Annotated in this window: 16 protein-coding genes, 1 tRNA gene and 1 pseudogene; 3 read left to right on the top strand and 15 right to left on the bottom strand. The window is 48.8% G+C overall.

Going from position 1 to position 20,544, the window contains the following annotated elements; genetic code table 11:
* Positions 1-49: 49 nt before the first annotated feature.
* The gene (locus ACZF99_RS08755) at positions 50-1,657 is read right to left on the bottom strand and encodes a mannitol dehydrogenase family protein (RefSeq protein WP_483610886.1); all 1,608 of its coding nucleotides are present in this window, start codon (positions 1,655-1,657) and stop codon (positions 50-52) included.
* Complete coding sequence (uxuA, locus tag ACZF99_RS08750; protein ID WP_483610884.1) at positions 1,657-2,733, bottom strand: mannonate dehydratase; 1,077 nt, start codon at positions 2,731-2,733, stop codon at positions 1,657-1,659. The genes ACZF99_RS08755 and uxuA overlap by 1 nt, the downstream gene beginning before the upstream one ends.
* A gap of 166 nt (positions 2,734-2,899) precedes the next feature.
* Between uxuA and ACZF99_RS08745 the strand changes: the two genes are divergently transcribed.
* Positions 2,900-3,571: a GntR family transcriptional regulator gene (locus ACZF99_RS08745; protein ID WP_483610882.1), complete on the top strand. Its 672-nt coding sequence runs from the start codon at positions 2,900-2,902 to the stop codon at positions 3,569-3,571.
* A 73-nt stretch (positions 3,572-3,644) separates the two neighbouring features.
* Here ACZF99_RS08745 and ACZF99_RS08740 read toward each other — a convergent pair whose 3' ends face one another.
* Genes ACZF99_RS08740 through ACZF99_RS08720 form a run of 5 tightly spaced genes read right to left on the bottom strand, consistent with a single transcriptional unit; the run spans position 3,645 to position 10,043 of the window.
* A complete protein-coding gene (locus ACZF99_RS08740) occupies positions 3,645-5,642 on the bottom strand; it encodes a glycoside hydrolase family 31 protein (RefSeq protein ID WP_483610880.1) in 1,998 nt (665 codons plus the stop codon).
* A gap of 30 nt (positions 5,643-5,672) precedes the next feature.
* Positions 5,673-6,647, bottom strand: a complete 975-nt coding sequence (locus tag ACZF99_RS08735) for an AraC family transcriptional regulator (RefSeq protein WP_483610878.1) — start codon at positions 6,645-6,647, stop codon at positions 5,673-5,675.
* 45 nt (positions 6,648-6,692) lie between these two features.
* Positions 6,693-7,622 carry a carbohydrate ABC transporter permease gene (locus ACZF99_RS08730; protein WP_483610876.1) on the bottom strand — a complete coding sequence of 310 codons (930 nt, stop codon included), beginning with the start codon at positions 7,620-7,622 and terminating at the stop codon, positions 6,693-6,695.
* Positions 7,623-7,635: 13 nt separating this feature from the next.
* Complete coding sequence (locus tag ACZF99_RS08725; protein ID WP_483610874.1) at positions 7,636-8,589, bottom strand: ABC transporter permease; 954 nt, start codon at positions 8,587-8,589, stop codon at positions 7,636-7,638.
* A 2-nt stretch (positions 8,590-8,591) separates the two neighbouring features.
* On the bottom strand, positions 8,592-10,043 hold the full coding sequence (locus tag ACZF99_RS08720; protein ID WP_483610872.1) for a type 2 periplasmic-binding domain-containing protein: 1,452 nt from the start codon (positions 10,041-10,043) through the stop codon (positions 8,592-8,594).
* Between the two features lie 16 nt (positions 10,044-10,059).
* On the opposite strand from ACZF99_RS08720, the gene ACZF99_RS08715 reads away from it, so the two are divergent.
* Positions 10,060-10,230 carry a hypothetical protein gene (locus tag ACZF99_RS08715; protein WP_483610870.1) on the top strand — a complete coding sequence of 57 codons (171 nt, stop codon included), beginning with the start codon at positions 10,060-10,062 and terminating at the stop codon, positions 10,228-10,230.
* A gap of 306 nt (positions 10,231-10,536) precedes the next feature.
* Here the strand turns inward: ACZF99_RS08715 and ACZF99_RS08710 are convergent.
* The 8 genes and pseudogenes from ACZF99_RS08710 to ACZF99_RS08675 all read right to left on the bottom strand — a co-directional run bounded on the left by ACZF99_RS08710 (position 10,537) and on the right by ACZF99_RS08675 (position 18,188).
* Positions 10,537-10,611: transfer RNA gene (locus ACZF99_RS08710), tRNA-Leu, on the bottom strand.
* A gap of 22 nt (positions 10,612-10,633) precedes the next feature.
* Entirely contained in the window at positions 10,634-12,349 is a 1,716-nt protein-coding gene (locus tag ACZF99_RS08705; RefSeq protein WP_483610868.1) for a sensor histidine kinase, read from the bottom strand.
* Positions 12,346-12,591: a helix-turn-helix transcriptional regulator gene (locus ACZF99_RS08700; protein ID WP_483612613.1), complete on the bottom strand. Its 246-nt coding sequence runs from the start codon at positions 12,589-12,591 to the stop codon at positions 12,346-12,348. The genes ACZF99_RS08705 and ACZF99_RS08700 overlap by 4 nt, the downstream gene beginning before the upstream one ends.
* Positions 12,592-13,044: 453 nt before the next feature.
* Positions 13,045-13,416 (bottom strand): annotated as a pseudogene (locus ACZF99_RS08695) (response regulator); the annotation flags it as partial.
* A gap of 79 nt (positions 13,417-13,495) precedes the next feature.
* The gene (locus ACZF99_RS08690; protein ID WP_483610866.1) at positions 13,496-14,380 is read right to left on the bottom strand and encodes a carbohydrate ABC transporter permease; all 885 of its coding nucleotides are present in this window, start codon (positions 14,378-14,380) and stop codon (positions 13,496-13,498) included.
* A 13-nt stretch (positions 14,381-14,393) separates the two neighbouring features.
* A complete protein-coding gene (locus tag ACZF99_RS08685) occupies positions 14,394-15,284 on the bottom strand; it encodes an ABC transporter permease (protein ID WP_483610864.1) in 891 nt (296 codons plus the stop codon).
* Positions 15,285-15,354: 70 nt separating this feature from the next.
* Positions 15,355-17,034 carry an extracellular solute-binding protein gene (locus ACZF99_RS08680; RefSeq protein ID WP_483610863.1) on the bottom strand — a complete coding sequence of 560 codons (1,680 nt, stop codon included), beginning with the start codon at positions 17,032-17,034 and terminating at the stop codon, positions 15,355-15,357.
* Between the two features lie 206 nt (positions 17,035-17,240).
* Positions 17,241-18,188 (bottom strand): AraC family transcriptional regulator, encoded by a 948-nt coding sequence (locus ACZF99_RS08675; RefSeq protein WP_483610861.1) that lies wholly within the window; start codon positions 18,186-18,188, stop codon positions 17,241-17,243.
* Between the two features lie 139 nt (positions 18,189-18,327).
* On the opposite strand from ACZF99_RS08675, the gene ACZF99_RS08670 reads away from it, so the two are divergent.
* Entirely contained in the window at positions 18,328-20,337 is a 2,010-nt protein-coding gene (locus tag ACZF99_RS08670) for a hypothetical protein (RefSeq protein WP_483610859.1), read from the top strand.
* Positions 20,338-20,544: the final 207 nt, after the last annotated feature.

The raw sequence follows: 20,544 nt of genomic DNA, 5'->3' as shown, positions 1-20,544 counted from the left end.
TCTTTAGGACAGCTGTGCTTCCGCCTCGTTCCGTCCCATTTCCTTGCTCTTATTTCAAATATTTCTCCAGCGTTTTGCGTACGGCCCCCGGACCTTCCAGCATTTCATAAAACATGCGCTCGATCTTCTCCCCAAGTCCGATCGCGTACAAAGGAACGCCGAAAATGCTCTCATCCTCAAGGATAGCGCGAACTCCCGAGACTTTATCTCCCAGCCTTACCCCTGCCAAATGCCCTTGCAACGTTTCCAGCAGCGGGTCCGGACTCAATGCGAACGGCTTGCCTTCATCGTCCACGCCCAGCAAATAACGGCACCAAGCGGCAATCGCCAGCGGGATGGCCGTTAACTCGGCCGGGTCAAGGTCCTCCCGGCGAATGTACGATTTGATCGTTTCGCCGAAACGAATCCCCACTTTCTGCGAGGTATCGGTGGCGATCCGCTGCGGCGTATCGGGAATAAACGGATTGGAGAAACGTTCCTGCAGCACTTCGTCCAGGAATTGCTTGGGATTCAAAATGCCGGGATCAACTACGACCGGCAGCCCCTCGGCGTAGCCGATCGCTTCCACGAATCTGCGCAGCGTATCGTCCTTCATCTCATTCGCAATCAACGTAAACCCAAGCAGACAGCCGGATACGGCGAGGGCGGTGTGGAGAGGATTCAAGCAGGTCGTAACCTTCATCGTCTCCACTTTATTTACGGTGTCTCTATCCGTAAAAATAATCCCTGCCTCTTCAAGCTGCGGCCGGCCGTTGGTGAACTTGTCCTCGATCACCAGATATTCGCTGATCTCCGCATTCACGAAAGGCGCGGTATAGGTGTTCTTGGAGGTGACGATCACATCCATTTCGCCGACGCCCTGTTCCAACAGCGCGGCCTGCACCGTTTCCGACGGACGCGGCGTAATTTTGTCGATCATGGACAACGGGAACGAGATTTTGCGTTCATCTTCAAGATAGTCGATGAAGCCCGGTTCGACCAACCCTCTCTTCGCCCACTCCTTGACAATCGTCAATACCGCGTGCTTCAGCTTGTCACCGTTATGCGAGCAGTTATCCATGCTGACGAAAGTCATCGGATATCGGCCCTTCAAAAAGCGGCGGTAAGCCAGCGAGGCGACAATGCTCATCACGTGAATCGGCTGTACGGGGCCTGCTTCCATGTCCTTCTCCACAATGCCTAGGAAATGACCGTCCGGGCCGGTCAGGGAATATCCTTTTTCCGTAATGGTGAAGCTGGCCATTTGCAGACTCGGATGCTCAAAGATTTCGATTAGGCGGCTGTAATCCGTTTCCCGGTTTTTGTCCGCCGTAATCGCCTCAACAATGCTTGCGACCACTTTCTTCTGAAATTCACCGCGAGCATTCATCAGTACCAGCAGTGTCAAATTGTCATAAGGCTTGTAGACCTTGTCGATCATCTCAAAATCAAACGATTCCGCGGCGATGATGCCCGTATCCGCTTTGCCGCTGTCCAGCAGTTTTTGGTGAGCATTCGCCACAAACCCCCGGAAGATGTTGCCTGCGCCGAAGTGAACCCATTCCGGCTTTGAACTCGTATTCTTCTTCACCTGCGCGATATCAAACCGAGGAAGTTCCACGCCTGCAGCCGTCCATGCCGATGTATCGGAAATATGGTTTAAGGATAGTCGAAGCATTATTTTGTCTCCTTCACATTTTCCAGGCTGTCCCAAACGCCCAGCAAATACATGACGCCCAGCGCCCGGTCATACAGGCCATAGCCCGGACGGCAGTTCTTCTCTTCTCCCCACAAATGCCGGCCGTGATCGGGACGCACATAACCGGTGTATCCGTTCTCGTGATAGGCCTTAACGACTTCCGCGATATCTACGCTGCCGTCACGCCCCCGGTGGGACACCTCGATAAAGTCTCCGTTATCGAACACTTTCACATTGCGGATATGGGCAAAATGAATCCGGTCATGGAACTCGCGGATCATCGCCGGGAGATCGTTCTCGGGGTTCGTTCCCAGCGACCCCGTGCAGAAGGTCAGGCCGTTATACGGACTGTCCACGGCATCCAGCATCCGGCGGATCGTGTCCCGGCTGCGAATAATGCGCGGCAGACCAAAAATCGGCCAAGCCGGATCATCGGGGTGGATCGCCATCTTGATATCCACTTCTTCACATACCGGTATAATACGCTCCAGAAAATACTTCAGGTTCTCAAACAGCTTCTCTTCCGTCACATCCGCATAGGCGGCGAACAGCTCATCCAGCTTCGCCAGCCGTTCCGGTTCCCATCCCGGCATCGTGAAATCTCCGGCGCCTTTCAGAATCCGATCCACCATCTCCCGCGGATTATCCGTAATGGCAGCCTTTTCATAAAAGAGCGCGTTCGAGCCGTCGGGAAGCTCTTTGTACAGCTCCGTACGCGTCCAGTCAAAGACCGGCATAAAATTATAGCAGATCACTTTAACGCCGACTTTGGACAATTTACGAATGGTATCGATATAGATATCGATATATTTGTCGCGCGTCGGCAAGCCGATTTTAATATCATCATGAACGTTGACGCTTTCCACGACCGCCGTACTGAAGCCTTTGCTTGTAATTTGGTCGGCCACTTCCTGAATCCGTTCCATTTCCCATACTTCGCCAGCCACTTTGTCGTGCAAGGACCAGACGATTCCCATAACCCCGGGAATTTGCCGGATATGGTCAAGGGTAATGTTGTCATTCCCTTCCCCATACCATCTCCAAGTCATGTTCATTTCAAAAACCCCTCCCTATCATGTGATCAAGACAACCTTGTATACAAGATTGCCTTGATCATAAAATATAGGAAACCACTTGTCAATACACTCATCAACCGCTTAAAACTTTTATTCATGGTATCAATCATGTATACTAGTTAAAAAAAGCAAAGCAGGAGACTCCATGTCGATTAAAGAAGAGATTATGCATTCATTAAAAAACGAAATCCTGACTCTACAACTAAAGCCCGGCACCATTTTGAGCGAGACCGCCCTATCCGAACGTTTCCAAATCTCAAGGACCCCGCTTCGCGATGTGCTGAAGCAGCTCAGCTTGGAGTCCTATATCGATATCTATCCGAAGAAAGGCAATCTTGTTTCCTTTATTGACTTGGATTCGGTGGAACAGATCATTTATTTGCGCAGCCTACTGGAAAAGGAAATTACCAAAGATTTGTCCTCCCACCTTCCGCTCACAGGCGTTCATGAGCTCAAGGAGATTTTGGACAAGCAGCTAACCGCCATCCATGAAGACGAAGGCAGCGAACGATTTATGAATCTGGACGACGCTTTTCACCAATCCCTGTTTCGGCTGGCCGGAAGGGAGTTCCTGTGGAATTTGATTCAGCAGTTGAGCGTCCATTACGCCAGATACCGCAGGCTGCATATGTTGAGAAAGGAAAAGCTGGCGGAACTCCATCAAGAGCATAGCACCATTCTCGAATTGATGATGAATCAGGAAATGGATCAACTGGACGCACTTATCCATCATCATTTGAGAGAGGATATTAATTCCATGTACTTGCAAAAAAATTTCTCGGAATATATTAAGGCTTCCACGCCAAAAAGCTCCTGAATCCTTCGCGACAGGAAACTCAAGTATTGGACGCCATTAACTGCATATTGGCCGGAAAGAAGCAACGCTCAAATTAAATCGTGCCAACCCATTCCGGGTAAGCCCCGTTTTTCAGAAATACCGGGATCACCTCAAGCGGAGCGGCGGCGGTGATCGTCTTGCCGCCTTTGTAGACGCGTCCGCTACGCAGTTCGGTCCATTCGGCCCCTGCAGGCAGATACACCCCGCGCTCGGTGGAACCCTCCTGCAGAACAGGCGCCACCAGAAGGTCCGGCCCAAACATGTACTGATCCTTCAAGTCCCAGCAAATCTCCTCTTTCGGGAACTCATAGAACATCGGCCGCATCACCGGTGAGCCCTGCTCATGCGCTTCCTGCATCAATCTTCGGGTATATGGGCGCATCGCTTCACGTAAATTCATATATTTTACCAGGATCGGGTACACTTCCTCGCCGAAGCTCCAAACCTCGTTGTCGCTGCCGGAGAACAAGGCTTCCGAGCCGTCCTTGCGGTATACTTTCCGCGTAGGCTGACGGTCGCCATGGAGACGCATAACCGGGCAGAACGCGCCGTATTGAAACCACCGTACCAACAACTCACGGAAGCTCTCGCTTTCGGGATCACCGCCGCCAAATCCCCCAATATCCGTGGTCCACCATGGGATGCCGGCAATCCCCATATTCAGTCCCGCGCAAATTTGCCGTCTGAAAGCCTCCCACGAGCAGTGGATATCTCCCGACCATACCAGTGCGCCGTAACGCTGACTACCTGCCCAGGCGCAGCGAACGAGATTCACCACATTTTGTTGTCCCTCTGCCGTCATACCGTCATAAAACGTACGGGAAAAGAGCTGCGGGTAGACATTGCCGATCTGCACATTCGGCCCCATCTTGTAGCGATAATTGTCAAAATCGTATACACTGTATTCCGGTTCCGCTTCGTCCAGCCAGAAGACCTGGATGCCGTGATCGTAATAGTTCTTTTTACACTTCTCCCAGACATATTTGCGCGCTTCCGGATTTGTCGCGTCGTAGAATACGCTTTCGCCCCCGAAACGCATGCAAATATTGACGCCCATTTCAGGTTTGACCAGCATGTTTCTTTGCTGCATTTCTTCAAAATTTTCGCTTTGCAAGTCGATCTGCGGCCATACGGATACCATAAGTTCGATCCCCAGATTTTTAAGCTCATCCACCATCGCTTTCGGATCAGGGAAAAACTCCTCTTCGAAACGGAAATCGCCCATCTTCGGCCAATGGAAAAAGTCGCACACGATCACGTCGATCGGAAGATTGCGCCGTTTATACTCCCGAGCTACCTCCAACAGCTGCTCCTGGTTCCAATAACGCAATTTGCATTGCCAGAAGCCAAGCCCGTATTCCGGCATCATCGGAACATAACCGGTCACGCTGGCGTAATTGCTTACAATTTCGGCCGGAGTATCACCCGCTGTGATCCAGTAGTCAAGCTGCTTCGTGCTTTCGGCGTACCACTCGGTCACGTTTTTGCCGAAGCTGGCCCTTCCCACGGCGGGATTGTGCCATAAAAATCCGTAGCCTTGGCTCGACAGCACAAACGGAACACTGGCCTGCGAATTACGATGCGCAAGCTCAAGGTTGCAATGCTTGATGTTAAGGATCTCCTGCTGATACTGCCCCATGCCGTACAGCTTCTCTTCATCGTTGGACTCAAAACTGGCGGTCAAACGGAAATCTCCGCCGATAATAGGCTTGAACTTGCGTGCGGACAGGTTGAGGCAGCCATGGCTGTCCAGTTCCTGCAACAACAAACGCCCCTCTTGATCAAAAAAGCTGATCCGACAATTTCTCGTCCAGACGTTAAACTTCAAAACCGCTTTGATTTTCCCATTTCTAATGAATGCCTCATTGTCTTCGATCACGATCTCCGCACCCTGGAGCTCCCGCGTCAGCAAGGCGTAATCCGTATCAAGAACCTCGCCCATCATTGCGCTGCGAACGCGCAAGCTGTCATGTCCCCAAGGATCAAGGCAAAGCGTCTCCCCGTTGCCCTGCCAAATCAACTGGTTTCCTTGTCTCGAAAAAAAGGCCATTGTGCTATTTTCCCTTCTCCCTGTGTTGGATTAATTTGATTTCAAATCGGCGTCACGCCTTACGGCATGTTGTCCGTCCCGCGCATGATTCCGAATAGTTTTCCGGTAATAGGCAGGCGTGCAGCCGTAAAATTTCTTAAAGGTCTCCGTAAACCGGTTGATGTTGCAAAAACCCGTCATTTCGGAAATTTCCGTCATCTTTTTGTCAGTAGTCTCCATCAAGCTTATCGCTTCGGATATCCTATATTCGTTCAAAAAATCCATTGGCGAGAGGTCAAATTGTTTTTTCATAAAGCGGCAAAAGTAAGCCGGGCTCAGGTTCACGTGCTGCGCCATATCCGCAAGGGTGATGCGCTTTCCGTAATTTTGCTGAACGAAGGCCAGCACTTTTTTGGCCAGTAAAGAGTTGCTGCCTCTCGGTTTCCCAATATTCAGATCGTCAGGGACTGCACACTTTTGCAAGCGGTACAAAACCTCAAAAAGTTTGGCTTTGACCAGCAACTCGTAACCGGGCGGTTCTTGTTCATAGACATCGCGTATTTCTTCCAATAGCGGGTAGAGACGCAACTCTGCGTCCATCTCGCGCGTAATCAGGTTGGGGTAGCGGCAGTTCTGCATAAATAGCGGCAAAACATATTGCTGTTGAACTTGGTCGTTTTCCAGGCTGGAGAGAAAATTGAAGTGCACCAGCACGGCATAAAAAATGATTTCCTCCTGATCCAGCCGGCTCGCGGAATGCAGAAGGTTCATCGGGATGAAAACAACCTCGCCGCTTCGTACCGTAACTTTTTCCTGACCGATATGAACCAGTGCGCTTCCCTTTGCCAGAAACAAGAACTCCAGTTCCTCATGCCAATGCGAATACAACACAACGTTGTTGATTGGAGGAACTCTCGTCATGTGTACGCTCATGCGAAACTGTCTGCTCCCGTGAGCCAGCGTTTCCTTCATATCCCGTGAAACCGGCTCACCGAAGGATTCCAATAGTTCTAGACTTTTCTTCATCAGCTACCTCCCCCAATCCGGTAAGGATATACGCCTAGATACGCATCAGCCTTTGACCGCGCCGATCATAACCCCTTTTTCGAAATACTTCTGTATAAACGGATACACCATCAATACAGGTACCGTCGATACGATAATGACCGCATATTTGATCTGATCCGCAAACTGCTGGGCATAGCTGCCTGCACCCGCGCCCGCGCCGGACCCAGCTCCGCCCGCAAAGGCCTGATTCGACAACAAAATATTGCGCAGAACGATCTGAAGCGGTTGGAGCTCATCCTTGTTAATATAGAGCAGCGCGTTAAAAAAATCGTTCCAGTGGCCTACCATATAATACAGGGAAATGACCGAAATAACCGCTTTAGATAAGGGCATCACAACAGAAATGAAATAGCGAAAATGCGAGCACCCATCCAGCGTTGCCGCTTCATAGAGCTCTTCCGGAATCGAGCTTTCAATAAATGTCCGGGTAATAATTAAATTGTAGACACTCAGCGCCCCGTTCACAATCATGACCCAGGGGGTATTAAGCAAATGCAGGTCACGGATCAGCAGATACGTAGGAATCATTCCGCCGCCAAAATACATCGTGAACACAAACAGCGGCATAATGACTTTGCGTGCGATGAATCCCCTTTGGGAAAGCGCATAAGCCGCCGGCATCGTAATCGCCAAATTCAGCAAAGTACCCAGTACCGTATAAATGATCGTGTTCAGATACCCTTGCCAAATACGTCCGTCGCGAAAAATTTGTTCGTAACCGTAAAAGTTGATTCCTTTTGGCCACAGGATAACTTCGCCCTGACTAACCAGCATGGAATTGCTGAATGAAGCGATGATGATAAAGTAAAGCGGATAGGCCACAATAATAAACGAAAAGATGCTGATAACAACCACGACAGCCGTGTACAACCGGTCAGCCAAGCTGCTCGAACGGGCTATACTCTGCGAATTTTGTATGTTCCAGCAAGACATGACTTCGCCTCCCTTACATTAAACTGATGTTCGACGACTTCTTTCCAAGCTGGTTAGCCAGCATAAGAAACAGGAAGTTGACAGCTGTATTAAACAAGCCGACGGCCGAGCCGAAGCTGAACTGGTTGGATTTAACTCCGACGTTAAACACATAGGTTGAGATGACTTCCGACACGGACTTGTTGAGGCTGTTCTGCATCAGGAAGGTTTTTTCAAAGCCAACGCTCAGGATACTGCCCATATTCATGATCAGCAAAATAATAATCGTGGGCAGAATCGCCGGAAATTCCACATGCCGGACGATTTGCCAGCGGTTAGCCCCGTCAATTCTGGAAGCTTCGTAAAGCTGGGTATCCACCGAGGATAGCGCAGCGATAAAAATAATGCTGTTCCAACCGCACAACTGCCAAATTCCGGAAAGGACATAGACCGGGACAAATGCTCCAGAATCGCCAAGGAGATTTGCATCTGCAGAAATGAGATGAAGCCATTTCAGCAAGTTGCTGAGCAAGCCCGTTGTGGGAGAAAGCATAATTTGCAATAAAGCGACCATAACTACGGTTGAAATAAAATAAGGCATGTAGACCGTCGTCTGCAGCACGCGTTTGCGCTTGTGATTTCGGATGGAATTGATGACCAGCGCCAGCAATATCGGCATCGGGAATCCAAGTACTAGCGAAAAAAAGGCAATAACGAACGTGTTCCTGAGCGTGGGCCAGAACATCGGACTGTTGAAATATTGCTCAAAGTACTTAAAACCGGCCCAATCCCCTCCTGTAATCCCTTTGCTAAAGTCAAATTCCCGGAAAGCAAGCTGAATGCCGTACATCGGTCCGTAACAGAAAATCGCAATATAAACTACCGCAGGGAGAACCATGATCCATAATTGATAGTTCCCCAGGTACTTTCCCAAACTCTTTCCTTTGCGGACAGGGAAAGACCACTGGGTGGTCTCTGCTTGCTTCATTCCTATCTCCCCTTTTTCAAGTACTCCTCATAGGCCTTCTGGCGAATTTCCAGGTTCTGCTTGAGACCGGAGTTATTGACTTTGGCGATATATTCTCCCCATTCCTTCTCAATATCGGCATCCGTCATCATCCAACGCGCCCATTGCTGATCTGTAATGTTGTTGATATTGGCCTGGTTCATGGCCATCGTATTGATGTCTTCGGTACTGTATTTCATGAATGTCTGCGGATAGACATTCGTTTTCGGGTCCGCCTTGGCAAGCAAATCGTTATAGACCGATTTCTCCTTCAATACGCTCTGCATATCAGTGCCGAGCGTCAATTTATTCTTCAAATCGTCGGCAATATACATCGGTCCTATGTCCGCAAACGTGTTGGTCCATTTCCAGGAGCCGGGATCCAGCGAAGGGTCGGCCGGAGGAAGAACTCGGTACGTCTCATCCCCGTTATCTTTAATGCCTTTGTCGGTGTTGTTCATGCCGCCGAACAACACTTGGAGACTGACGGTGGGCTCGTAAAAAGCATCGATAAATCGCATCGCCGCATCCTTGTTCTTGCATTTGGCGCTCATGGCAACCGCATTGTCCCCGAAGTTCTGGTAATAATAGTCATTACTCCAGTAGAGTTGATTCGTCGAATCAGCATGCTGCTTGAGCTGTGGCAACGCAATATATTGGTCCTTCAAATCGTTGCCAAACCGGTCACCGGACTCCCACCCCCAAGTAAAGCCCACTTTTGCGGTGGAACCGTTGCCCCGTGCGAGGGACTGATATTTGGAATAATCCTGCGTAATAACTTCCTTATTGATGAGATTTTCGCTGTACAACTTCTGCAAAAACTGCATCAATGTTTTGAAACGTTCATCCACAAAAAAATTCTTAACCTGCGCGTCTTCCGTAAAGTAACCATCCCCCATATTATTGGACAACGGCAAGCCCAGGCTGCCGAGCAGAAGTTTTGGCGTATACTCCCATCCTATCGGGTTAAAATCCATCGGAACCTCGTCCTTGGTGTCGCCATTCTGATTCGGGTCACCGTCGCGAAAAGCGATCAGCGTCTCCTCCAGCTCATCCCAAGTTGTGGGGACTTTCATGCCCAGATTGTCAAGCCAGGTTTTATTGATAAACATCGTCGCTGTGGCATTGGGCCAGAGGCTTTTGTATCTGGGCGTACTGTAGATATTTCCGTCCTTTTGAGTGGAAAGCGTTTTTAATTCGGGGATATCGCTATACATTTTTTGAATGTTAGGCGCATCCTTCTCAATTAATGGGCTAAGGTCTTCAAACAATCCACTAAATTGTACGAAATCGGAATTGCTTGTTGCATTGAAAAGCAAATCCGGAATTTCGCCGCTGGCAAACAAAGCGCTCTTCTTCTGGTCCCAGTCCGCAGAAATTTGCTGCCATTCGATATCTACATTGGCTTTCTTCTCCAAATCGGAAAGCCACTGCATCTCATTAACATCCTTCGTGAGCGAGTTTTTTACGATTATAGCGGTCAGTTTCGTCGGCCCATTATTTGAAGCGCTTCCATTGCTGTTTGCGCTGGATTCGCTTTCTCCTCCACAGCCCGTCAATGCTGCGCCAACCAAACATCCCGCCAATGAGACGGCCATTATTCTTTTAAAAAGCATCCCATAACCCTCCTTATTGAATAAATATCCAAGAAACGTGTTCAACGATTCCCCCCTGTTTTTTACCTTTTCTTATGCAATGAAAAGGGAAATCATCGTCATGAGTTGGTGTGCGCAATCACCATGAAAGCGTTTAAACGCTATACTTATAGTAACTTCTCTTTGGATAATTGTCTCATCGTATATTACCTTGTAATCATCGGATATTAGCCTTTTTTAGGTAGATGAGCAATACCTATGAATTCCCGAGTATGCAAAAAGCTCCTGAATTTCCGCTATAGGAAACTCAAGAGCTCGTTCATTGTTATATTGATGCGGTCGAGAGGACTCCGGGGGGTAGCCCACACGGACCTGAACCGTGCGCGTCTGCCAATTCCGCCACGACCCCGTTTATTAGGGGAAACAGACTATTACGAATCCTGCTCTCCTTTGGATTCTCCCACCGGCAACAGCATCACAATTATCGTTCCAACGCCAGGTTCGCTTTGAATGTCCAGCTTGGCCGCTTCTCCGTACTTAGCGGCAAGCACCCGCTTGACGTAATTCATTCCGATTCCCAATCCCGCTTTACGTTGAGCTGACGACGTTGTATTCAACAATTGACAGATCTTTTCCGGCGACATGCCGGCGCCATTATCCTGAACCTGGATCTCAATTTGATCCGTCATCCGAATTTGCACGCGGATATACCCATCGTCGCTTAAACCATGATAAAGCGAGTTTTCCACAAGCGGCTGTAAAATAAAGCGGGGAATCACTGTGTTCATCGTATCCTCGTCCACCAGAATTTGCACGTCGAATTGAAAATCATACCGAATTTGCTGAAGAATCAAATACTGTTTTAAGGCCTCCACTTCTTCTCCGATCGTCGAAGTTTGCCCAAGTTTGCCCAAGTTATAATGCAGAAGCTTATTCAACGCCAGGACAAGCCTGTCGATCTCAGCTTGCCCATTCATAACGGCAAGCCAATGAACCGTGTCCAGGGTATTCATGAGAAAATGAGGATTAATCTGATAAAGCAATTTCTCGACTTCCAAATCCGCCCTGACTCTCTCCTTCTGCTCAATTTCACTGAACAGATTCCAGATTTGTTCCTTCATTGACCTCAACTGCAGGAGCAGATGATCGAATTCGGGAATTCGGGTCGCAACAGTCGTCACTTTAATCTGAGGCGAATTTTGAGAAAAATACTTAATCTCCCTGTTGAATGAATTCAAAGGTTTGTATATCATCTTCCATAGCAACAAAGCCAAAACGGAAGCGATCAAAACGAAGAAAAAAGAGAAAAATGCCATTTGAATGTACCACCGGTGAATTTCTTTGTTGTAAATTGTTTTGGGTACGATCGAGACTATGCTCCAGCCTTGCGCACTTTTGATCTTGAACCAATAGTTCGCTTTATCCGAGCCGGACACCAGCCCGCTGCGATGGTCCGGAAAAATTTCATTTCTTCTATACTGATCTGGTATTTCGCTATAAGCGATCCTGCCGTCGTTGTCCAGTATAAGATGGGAGAGCGCGTTGCCGTACTGATTGCTCTCGAGCAAATTTTGAGTAAGATGCAGCCCGCTCTCGATATAAATATAGACATCGTCATGATCCGGCAAATCCACTTTCCGGAGCGCCGACAGGACGAACTGGTTATCGAACCTGCTGTTGCTGTTATGAGGGCCGTAATAGCTGATGCCGTAATAATGGGCGAGCAAAGGGAGCTTATCCGGATTGAAACCATCTTTTACGGGAAAATTCTCGAACATGATGCTTTTATCCGAAGTGAAATAATACAGAACCATCCCAATGTTCGGATTCGTAAACGTAACAAGGCTTAATTGGCTTTTTAATTGCTTCGTGATTTGCGATCGTTCAAACGGCTCCCGAGTGAACAAAAGCTGATTTAACTGTTGGCCGATCGTTCCTTCGAAAGCCAACTGCTGCGAAACATGATTCAAGTTGCTGAATGTATTCTCGAAGGATATCTTTACCTGCACCAAGTTGTTCTCGTACCCTTTTCTGACCTTATTGGAGAGAATAGAGTCCATAGTCAATAATGAAATTAGAGAGATGCTGACAAACGGAATCATGGAGCACAGCAGAAAAAAGATCGCGATTCGCTTCTTCAAGGTCATCGCAATCCCCCCTCTCGAAACGACTTCCGGAACTCGCTGGGCAAACTCCCGGTTTGGTCGCGGAAGATCCGGCTAAAATACCTTTCGTCCATATATCCCGTATGTTCGGCTATCCATTGAACGGTTTTGCCGGTTCCGATCAAGTACGCCTTCGCTTTCTCGATTCGAATATTCCGCAAATATTCGTTAAAGGTGACACCCATGATATCCTTAAAGCACTGGCTGAAATAACTTCTGCTCATATTAACTCGGGAAGCGATATCTGCGGCGGTGATCTGCCGGCTTAGATCGTCTTGCATGAAGTCGATGGCTTTCATGATGGCTCCGCTTACTTCCAGGGAAACGTTCCGCTTCTTGATAAGGTCGCGGATACTTTGCCGAATCCGGCAAAGCCATTGGCATGCCTCTTCTCCGTTTACGATTGTATCCGGAAGCTCAATTTTCAATATGTCATCCGTCCCGAACATTCGGTTCCATTCGTATACCCATTCGGCCAGCAAAGCGATCCACTTGGTCTGCGGCAACTGCACCCCTTTCCACTCCTCCAGGATCTTACGAAACAACGTTTCATTGGGGAGCCATTCTAAAGATCGGAGACCCTCTTTCCACCTGTCCAGAGTTTCTTCCGAAACCTCATGAAGGCTGTTATTGGTTTCGAGCGCTTCCCTTCCGTTTCTCATTGGCCGTGATGTTCGGATTCTGGTTGCAATTCGTTCCAGTACTTCATCGAATTTTTCCTGTTCGAGTTGAACTTTCGCGATATAATCAATTGCCCCCAGACGCAGCGCTTCTTGTATATATTCGAAATCCTGGTGCAGCGTTAGCACGACAATATGAACATATGGATATCGCTTACGCACCTCCCGCATCAATTCGATCCCTGTCATGACCGGCATAGCTAAATCCGTCAGCAACAGATCCACTTCACAGGTCTCCAAGAACTCTAAAGCATTGCTGCCGTTGGACGCTTCCCCAATTACCTCCATGCCGAAATTCCGCCACGGCATGGCCGAGATGATTCCCTTTCGGACCAAGCGGTCGTCATCCACCACGAGGACTTTGATCACGCCAGAACCGCCTCCTTCTTGCTGTTAGTTAAATCATAATCGATTCACGCCCCTTTTTCATTGTCTAAATCGGATCCAATCATTCCTTGACGGCTCCCAGCGTGATTCCATGGATGAAGAACCGTTGCAGAAACGGATAAACCACCAGCACAGGCATCATCGCGATGAAGATTTTCGCCGCATTCAGCGTTTGATTGGACATTTCATTCAGCGTCTTGAGCTGATCCTCTGTCATGTTCTGCGTATTAATCACGACCACCAACTGCTGGATATACGTTTGGAGCGGATAATTGGCCGCATTCGATGTCAGTACAAGACCGTTGAAAAATTCATTCCAATGGAACACGATCGTAAATAAGGCGATGGTAGCGAGAACCGGCACGGATACAGGGATAAATATCCTAATCAACATGAGCCAGGGGCCCGAACCATCCACCAAAGCGGCCTCTTCCATCTCTTTAGGCAAATTGCGAAAAAAGTTGACGACAAGAATAACGTTAAAGACCGGGAGACCGCCGGCAAGCACAAGCCCCCAGATGTTGTCGATGAGATGTAGGGATTTGATGGTCATGTACCAGGGAACCAAGCCCCCATTAAATATCATCGTGAAGACCAAGATCCACATGAACACATTGCGAAGCCGGAATTCTTGCGTACTCTTTGAAAGAGGATAAGCCATCAGCACGATTACGGCAAGGCTGACGATCACGGATAATACGACTCGCTCCACTGAAATTAGAAACGCACGAAAGAACTTCGCATCGCCGATAATTTGCTCGTACGAGTTGAAATTGAGGCCTACCGGCCATAATCGCACGTTCCCCGCGGCGGCCGCAGCTTTGTCGCTAAGCGAGACGGCAAGCGTGTACCACAACGGCAATACGCAGAGAATCGCGATGAAGATTAAGATAACGATTAGCAAGACATCGATCAGTTTGGATAAAGAAGATTTTTCAAGAACCATATCCTGTTCCCCCTTAGAAAATACGGTAGTTGGCGAATTTGGATGCGAGCGTATAGGAGAGAACGATGAGGACAAAGCTGACGGCAGATTTCAGCAAACCTGCTGCGGTTGCCAGTCCGTATTGCAAATTCAGTAACCCGGTTCGATACACCCAGGTGTCAATGACATCGCCCGTTGAATATACCATCGGATTGTAAAGATTGAAAATTTGGTCGAAGCCGGCGTTCAGCACATTCCCTAAGCTGAGGACGGCCAGAAGAACTATCGTTGTCGATATCCCCGGCAGCGTGACATGCAGTAAGCGCTGAAACCGGTTGGCGCCATCCATGGCGGCAGCTTCATAGAGCGCAGGATTGATGCCGGTTAACGCGGCTAAATAAATGATGGTATTGAACCCAAACTCCTTCCAAGTGTCGCTTCCGATGACCAAGAAGGGGAATAAACCGGGTTTTGCGAAGAAGAGTATCGGATCCACGCCGAATATGGACAATAATCCATTAACGGGTCCATGATAAGAAAATACGTCCAGCAAAATCCCCGACAGGATGACCCAGGACAAAAAGTGCGGCATGTAGACGATGGTTTGAATCCAACGCTTCAACACGGTCACTCGCAGCTCGTTCAGCATTAATGCGAACGTCAGGGGAACAATCAGATTCGCAACGATTTTTCCAACCGCAATGACGATCGTATTGATGAATATTGTCCTGCTGTCATTGAGTGAAAATAAATACTTAAAATTTTCCAATTGGATCCAGTCCGAGCCAAAAAATCCACGGCCGGGGGTGAAATCCTGGAAAGCGATGGCGATTCCGAACATCGGAACGATACTAAATAGGATCAGCCAAGCGAAGCCAGGCAGAAGCATAATGTAATAGTGTTTTGTAAAACCGCTGTTTCTCAAGCTCATCACTCCTTTCACTCTTAAGCAAAGGCGCCGGCCATGCCGGCGCCTTCTTCATTCAAACTTAGCCTTATTGCTGAATCGCTTCCGCTACTTCCTGCGTAATCTGATCTCCACCCTGACTCTTCCAATCGCTCACGAACTTATCGAAATCATCCAGCGACGTCGTTCCCATGATGATCTTGAGGAATGTCTCATCTTCGAGCTTCTTCAGGTTTGCCCAGCGACTTTCCATGGTCTTGGTCTGCGAGTAGAACAGACTGTAAATCTTGTTGTAATCCTCTTTGTAATACGGAATTCCGACCATGAGCGAGTATAGACGGCTCCAGTTGGCCAGATCGGCAGATGGATTCCATGCGTCGATATCCAGGTCGTCATATGGCTCCAGCTTTACTTTTTTAATGTTCGCTATGTCGTTCTTCAGCAGCTTATATTCCGTCGTATTGTCGTAATCCGCCGGCTGTTTCGTTCCCGCCAGCACCTCCCGAAGCGCCCGAGCTGTAAACTCGGTCTCATCCACCGCCGCTTGAACGATACGCAGCGGATAGTTGGAGGCGTTCACCGTCCATGAGGCAAATACCGTACCTTCATCACGGAGGAGCAAATTCAGCATCTTCACAGGTGCTTCGGGATGCTCATAGCCTTTGCGGACGACAAGCCATTGTGTGGTGGTAGAGCCCATGTGGGCATTAAATTCTCCATTCTCGTCAAGCGGCGCCATGTATGCCTGCCAATTCGCCTTTGGATCGTTCTTCAGCACATCCGGAAACGGCCAGTAGCCCAGCCACCAGGGGCCGAAAAGAATACCGGTTTTGCCGGAAACGACCGGTTCCGTCGCGTCTTTGCGGACTCCCATCTCCGGATCGATCAGGCCTTTGGCGTACAGATCCCGCAACTTGGCCAGCGCCGTTTTCGTTTCCGGCTGAATGGATCCGTAAACCGGCTTTCCTTCTGCGTCCTCAAGCCAGTATCCCGGATACGCATGCAAAGAGCTGAAGATCGGATCGAATCCGTAAGTGTTGTTGGTGCCGCTTGTGTAAAGACTGCCCCCGCCTTGCGGGCCGGAGATGCCAATCGTATCCTTCTCACCGTTGCCGTCCGGATCCTCCTCCACGAAGGCCAACGCTACCTTTTCCAGATCCTCCAGCGTCCGGGGCACTTCCAGGCCAAGCTTATCCAGCCAATCTTTGCGAATCCACACCGTATGAACGCCGTCCGATTGGGGGTTAATATTCGGGATGGCATATAACTTCCCGTCAAACGTGGCCGTTTGCAGCGCTCGGCCTTCCGTCTTATCCATGAGATTCTTCATCTGCGGTGACGCATAATCGTTATATGTCTGCGTCAGGTCCTCCAGCATGTCGGCTTTGACCATTTGCCGCAATTGAATTTCATTTACGATCATGGCATCGGGAAGCGAGTTGCTGGCAATGGACAGATTTACTTTCTGATCGTAATCTTTACCGTTGGCGGCCATCCAGGCGATCTTGGTATCGATATTTATTTGTTCCTTAATGTAACGAGTATAATCGTTATTCTCCGGCGTATCGCCGGTTGGCAAAGTTTTGTCCGTTGGGTCGACTCCTTTACCGATATTAATAGTAACCGTCTGGTCATACTTTCCGAACGGATCGGCCGTTTCGGAACTGCTGTTCGGAGAGATATTCTCTACTTTCTCGTTGCTGCTGCAGGCACTCAGAGCGATTAAAATGACAACCAGCAAAACGAGCGAAATCTGTTTTCGTTTCAACCCGCACCCCTTCTTTCCCCTTTTGTATTGGAACTTGCTTATTCAAGATAACATAAAAAAACCGCTTTCATGTGCAGAATGCGGTTTTAGGTTTAGTGGGACAAATGCCCTTTGGCTTCCGTTTATCGGACTAGTTTAAACAACCGATTCGGACGATTGTCTACCTTTCAAACGACAATTGTCTACATTTATAAAAAACGTCAGACTTATAAATCCTGTTCCCCTTTGGACAACCCTTGATTATCGTCCCAAACGAAGTTAAGTCCAATTGCTTCGCGTTTGAATTCAAGCGGCGTACAGCCGGCAAACTTCTTGAATTGCTTCGAAAAATAACTCGCATCGCAAAATCCGGTCTGCAGCGCAATTTCCGTAACGGATTTGCTCCGGTCTTTAACCAGCAAAATCTTCGCTTTCTGTATTCGCAGGTCGTTCGCATATTCAATGGGCGACATGCCAGTAAAAGATTTGAAAAATTTGTAAAAATGATCGGTGCTCATGTTAACCAGCGAGGCAAGCGTTTGGACGGACCATTTTTCCTGATAATGTTCTTCCATGTAAGCAAGAATCCTCCTGAACTGGTGAATTTTCCGGGGCATCCCCTTCGTTCCCATCGCCTGCCGCTCCTCCATCCTTCCGTTCGCCAAACATTCATATAACAAATTAAACATGCACGCTTTGACGGCGAGTTCATACCCCGCCTTTTGTTCTTGGATCACATCGATCATTTTGACGATCTGCTGCAGCATCTCGGTTTCATGCGGCTGATCCCCCGTGATTGCGCACGGAAACTTCGTCAGATGACGCTGCAGCGGATCAATGTAGTTGACCTGACAGGTATCCTCCATATGGAGAGATAATATTCGCGGGTCAATCAATATACCGTAGAATTCAACGTCCCGTTTGTCGGCAAAATAACCGGCATGCAGTTGCCCGACATTTACGATCCCCGCCTGGCCTTGTTTAAGTTCAATCCGGCTCGAATCAATATAAAATACCGCCTTTTGGCTCACGACATAAATGATTTCCAGTTCGGCGTGCCAATGCCACTTTAAGAAACAATCGTGATTCAGGGCGGGGTAGAATCGCTTATTCAAGTACATACGTATCGGCGAAGCGGTATGCGTATTGGATGCTTCGAAGTAAATTGGTTCCATACTATTCCCTCCTGCAAACTAACAGAATCCTACCAGACATTGACTATAATCATACAATATCAAACCGAAATAGGCAGCTATAATTATAGAATAGAGACGCTGCAAATATTTGAAGTACAGAGCGAAGGAGAGTATGAACATGAATAATCAGAATTCAGCCGTCTTGCAGGCGGCGGATTACCGGATCGAAATCGATACGGAAACCGGAGGGATCCGGTCGTTCGTTCATCCGCACGATCCACACGGGATGAATTGGGTGGAAGGCAAACAATTATGGGGAAGCTTCACCTTTGGGGACCCCGCCAATCGGAATTCGGCGCCTGCACATGTGGAAACGCTGGTGACTGGCAGCATTGCCTCCGTCTCCACCTATACATCCCCTGGTATGTCGATCAAGGTGGAACGCGGATTCCAATCCCAAGGCATATTCCAGGAAAAAATTACTTTTGTCAACCAAACGAGCCTTCCCCAATCGTTCGGACCTGGCGATCTGGGTATTTTCGCCACCTTCAATGATAACTATCAGGATGCCGGCACTTGTCATACCGGACGTTGCCATACGCATATCTGGTGCGGCGAAAGCACCAGTTATGTTTGTGCCTTGCGGATGGGAGGAGAGGCCCCCCATCTCGGGCTGGTTCTGACATCCGGCCGCCTGTTTGGGTACAGCGTATGGCGCGAGGAGAACTCCAACGATCGCGGAGACTTCATTTTGCTGCCTTCCCTGTTTTCATTAAAGCCGAATGAAGCCTATGAACTTTCCTGGGTTATGTTCTGGCATGACGGAGCGGACGACTTTTATCGCAAAGCTTCATCCGTCCCGGGTTTTATCAAGACCCTGGCCGACGAGTATGCGATATTCCCTGGAGAGACGTTCTCGGTTTCGGCTGAGTCCAAACGGGATTGGAACGCTCTGAAGCTGACCGTCAATAACCAACAACTTGATTACGTGATTGGGAACGATTCGGTTGCCGCCGCGTTTAGGCCGGACCAACCGGGAGAATATACCTTTACGTTCCGGATCGGGAATGACAGAACGTTCATCAAGGGGATTTGCCTGCCGACTTTGGAAGAGATTGCTGGCGCTCGTTGCCGATATATTGCCGGAAGACAGCAATACATTGATGAAAGCAGTCCCCTGCAAGGCGCTTACCTGATATACGATAAGGAGACGAATTCGACGTATTACGGGCAACGGCACGATTACAATGCAGGGCGCGAAAGAGTCGGGATGGGAGCGTTAATCGCTCTTTATTTGAGCCGAATGAAAGGGGCTCGAACGGACCATTCCGAACTGGAGCAAAGCCTTGATCTCTACTACAACTTCATCCGGCGAGAACTGTATGACGAGCATTCCGGCGCCGTTTATAATAACGTAGGCCGAAATGCCGAGTGGCACCGGCTGTATAACTATCCTTGGATCGCCGTATTGCAGATGGAATTGTTCAAGCTGAAAGGAGAAAAGAAATATCTGGAGCACATGGTCCAAACTATTCTGGCTTATTACCGCAACGACGGACACAAGTTTTACTGCATCGGCATGCCGATGCTGGAATCCGTTCAGTTGCTTAACGAGCAAGGGATGACGGTAGAAAGCAACAACCTGTTAGCGTTGTACCAAAAGCATGCCGACATGATTGTAGACAACGGCATCCATTACCCGCCACATGAAGTCAATTACGAACAGAGCATTGTGGCGCCGGCCGCCAGCTACACGGCAGAGATGTATTTGCTAACTGGCGAGGAACGTTATTTGCATTCGGCCAAACAGCACATCCGCATCTTGTCGCTGTTTAACGGAGAGCAGCCGGATTACCGCCTGAACCGGGTCGCGATCCGGCATTGGGACGGCTATTGGTTTGGCAAAAGGCGGCTTTACGGCGACACATTCCCGCACTACTGGAGTACACTTACGGCCGTTGCCTACAAATACTACTATCAGGCAACGGGAGAAACGGAATACGACCGGCAGGCAAATACCATTTTGCGGAACAACCTGTGTTTGTTTGACCGGGACGGATTCGGCTCATCTGCCTATGTTTATCCTTTCTCCATCAACGGTGTGAGAGGCCAATATATGGACCCTTGGGCAAACGATCAGGACTGGGCGTTACTGTATGCCTTGAAGTTTCTTCCATCGACTTTCTGATAACCGAGCTTTTATTACTCTTTCTTAGGGATCGGTCTTCTTTCCGGTTTACATTTGGCGGACATTGAAAAAAAGCCCTTAGGCGGCAAGCTGCGTCGGTACTCCAATGGGGTCAGTTTTTTAAATTTTCGTTGTGGACGAGCGCCATTGCAGGCTGCGTAGCGCAATCCGATGACCATGTGTAGGCGGCTTTGTACACGTGAAATA

It is taken from the genome of Paenibacillus sp. JL3B1040, assembly GCF_057063165.1.
Note: the sequence above shows the minus strand (reverse complement) of the source record. Positions and strands in the feature narration are given on the sequence as shown.